Origin of the sequence: Pseudomonas sp. Sample_16 (assembly GCF_004307665.1) — a bacterium.
In the GTDB taxonomy this organism is placed as follows: domain Bacteria; phylum Pseudomonadota; class Gammaproteobacteria; order Pseudomonadales; family Pseudomonadaceae; genus Aquipseudomonas.
Genome location: NZ_RCOB01000178.1, coordinates 1 through 2,712 on the forward strand (window position 1 = coordinate 1; position 2,712 = coordinate 2,712).

3 protein-coding genes and 1 pseudogene are annotated in these 2,712 nt (G+C 55.6%); 3 read left to right on the top strand and 1 reads right to left on the bottom strand.

Annotated features, from left to right (window positions below; genetic code table 11):
• From D8U69_RS23580 to D8U69_RS23590, 3 genes and pseudogenes are all read left to right on the top strand, one after another.
• Positions 1 to 192: pseudogene (locus D8U69_RS23580) on the top strand (electron transfer flavoprotein subunit alpha/FixB family protein); the annotation flags it as partial.
• Positions 193 to 207: 15 nt separating this feature from the next.
• Positions 208 to 978 carry an electron transfer flavoprotein subunit beta gene (locus tag D8U69_RS23585; protein ID WP_056853888.1) on the top strand — a complete coding sequence of 257 codons (771 nt, stop codon included), beginning with the start codon at positions 208 to 210 and terminating at the stop codon, positions 976 to 978.
• A 325-nt stretch (positions 979 to 1,303) separates the two neighbouring features.
• Positions 1,304 to 2,164, top strand: coding sequence for an RHS repeat-associated core domain-containing protein (locus D8U69_RS23590; protein ID WP_130908236.1), 861 nt, complete (start codon positions 1,304 to 1,306; stop codon positions 2,162 to 2,164).
• A 351-nt stretch (positions 2,165 to 2,515) separates the two neighbouring features.
• On the opposite strand, the gene D8U69_RS29635 is transcribed toward D8U69_RS23590, so the two are convergent.
• Positions 2,516 to 2,712 (bottom strand): hypothetical protein (locus D8U69_RS29635; protein WP_206663072.1); only part of this gene is annotated, 197 nt, incomplete at its 5' end.

Sequence of the window (2,712 nt, forward strand, 5' to 3'; positions counted from 1 at the left end):
ATTTCCGGGGCGATCCAGCACCTGCAAGGCATCGGTGCCTGCGACAAGGTGGTGGCGATCAACCTTGATCCGGGCTGCGACATGATCAAACGGGCCGACCTGTCGGTGATCGGCGAGAGCGCCGAGATTCTTCGAGCCTTGATCGCGGCGGTAGAGGCTTACCGCAACGACGCCAAGCGCGATGCGGCTTAAGGGAAGGAAAGGGTTATGAGCACTAAAATCATCAGCCTGGTGTCCATCGGCGCCCACCCGACCTCCGGTCGGCCACGCCGAGCGGAGCAGGATGCGCGGGCAGTGGAGCTGGGTCTGCAACTGGCTGGGGATAACTTGCAGGTACTGCATGCCGGCGATATTGCCGAGCCGGCGCTGCGCGCCTACCTCGGCATGGGCCTTGAGCAACTGCATGTGCTGGAGCAACCACAAGGCGCCGATGCATTGCCGGTGTTGAGCGCTTATCTGCGTGACGCGGGGGCGCAAGTGGTGCTGACCGGCAGCCAGGCGGAAACCGGCGAGGGTTCGGGCATGTTACCGTTCCTGCTGGCGGAAGGTCTAGGCTGGCCGTTGGTGGTGGGGCTGGCACAGGTGGAGTCCATCGACGGTGATTCGGCGCTGGTGCTGCAAGCCTTGCCGCGCGGTCAGCGTCGTCGCTTGAAGGTACGTCTGCCGTTTTTGGCAACTGTGGATAACGCCGCGCCCAAGCCTCGTCAGAGCGCCTACGGTCCTGCGCGACGCGGGGTGTTGCAGGCCGATGAGGTTGAAGTCGTCGACGATGAATTGTTGGCGGTTGCCACGCTGCAACCGGCCAAGCCGCGACCAAAGCGCTTGAAAGTGATCAAGGCCAAAAGCGGGGCGGACCGGATGAAAGCCGCGACGGCCAAGGCCAGTGGCGGTGGCGGGCAAGTACTCAAAGGCGTGACGGCCCAAGCCGGGGCCGAGGCGATTCTCAAATTGTTGATTGAGGAAGGTGTGGTGCGCTGACGTTGAAGCTCACGCTGCATCGTCCGTAAAAACAAGCTTGCCGCTGGCGCGTTGCTGCGCCATGAGCGCCTGCGTTAAAAACGGCTTTCGCAGCGTCGTTACCTGGCAGATCACACCGTATCCGATGATTGGGATTACGCGTGAAGCCGATCTGATGTATCAGACTTGGCAGATCCGGTGGCGGGCGAGCCTAGCAGAACTGATAGTGTTGCCTTCAAGGACGGTTTGTTAGGGTACCGATCAGTTAGTACCCGCTTGCCGAACCTGGCCTTTCAGCGCCAGGTATTACTTCGCGGGTTATCAGGTCTCATCAAGGACGCTATTGATGCCCATCGCCCGCAACATCCAACCTCTGAAATCCTCCGTGGGAGAAACCCGGTTCGCTCGAACCTTGCTGCTCGCCAGCAATCAGCAGCAAAGCGTGCTGGCCGAACTGGACCGCACCGGACCAAATCCTTTTGCCTATTCCCCCTATGGCCTGCAAAGCGCCCAGAGACGGGCGGGGACGCATCTGGGTTTCAATGGGCAGTTCAAGGAAGGTGCCACGGGTTGGTATCACCTGGGCAATGGCCATCGGGTCTATAGCCCGGTGTTGATGCGGTTTCATAGTCCGGATCGGTTGAGTCCATTCGGGAAGGGTGGGATCAATTCTTATGCCTATTGCATGGGAGATCCGGTCAACGCTACTGACCCGACAGGCCAAGTCCCAGAATGGCTTCAACCAATACTGACAATCGGCTTACATGTTGGAATTATCGCCGCAACCGCGATAACCGCAATCGCTAATCCCCCTGCGGGACTGGCCCTCTGGGCTGCCCGCACCAGTTTAGTTGGATCTCCAGTGGCAATCGCAGGGTCTGTCATGCAACTGGCAGGTTACAAAGAAGAAGGCAGAATCGTCTCTGCGGTAGGCACGGCCTTTTCCATAGGTGCTGTCACTATCAGAGCGGGTGTTGGAATACAGAAAATTATCAGCGAGAACAATCCTTTGTTGCAGATGCGTAAAGGTCTCGGAAATCTTTTTACCGTTAATAAAAAACCTACCCGCGGTGTAACTTCCAGTAGTCCCCAACCTGGGGAGCCGAGTCTTGAATTACGTCGATTGTCATCGACCATTGCAGCGGTTCCTGAAACTACGTCTAACCAGTTAATCAGACAAACGGAGGAAATCGTTTCGAGACTCTGAAAAATGATTTGAGAATGCAGGCAGTTGGAAGCAATCGCATATTCAGCGGTTACTCATCGGTCGTGCACCAACAAAACTTAATTTTTTCAGTAGCCGATACGTGTTTACCCACAATCCCTGTTGGCGCTTCTGTGGATAACATGTTCGCGCCTCGCTGCGACCCAAGCAGAATAAGGTCTGCAACCCATAGATCAATTAATAACCAGCGCAACTTATGGTGTTTCAGCGTTTTTTTATCCACCGCAGGCCATACTTGCCCCCAATCCCTGTTGGCGCTTCTGTGGATAAGGTGTTTGCGATCCGCTACGAGCCACGAAGATCATGGCTTTCGAGCGATTGATCAAAAAATGATCAATAGGCGTCAGAAACCTTGATTATGGATAAGTCACGGATTTTCTTGGGTTTCTGTGGAAAAAATTTGCAGCGAAACCACACTTGTCCCCAATAGCTGTGGGTGGAGGTGTGGATAACTTGTTTGCGGAAGGCTGGAGGGTGCGGATCGTATAGCTCTGAACGAAATAGATCATATTTCGTACAGAATCCTGTAG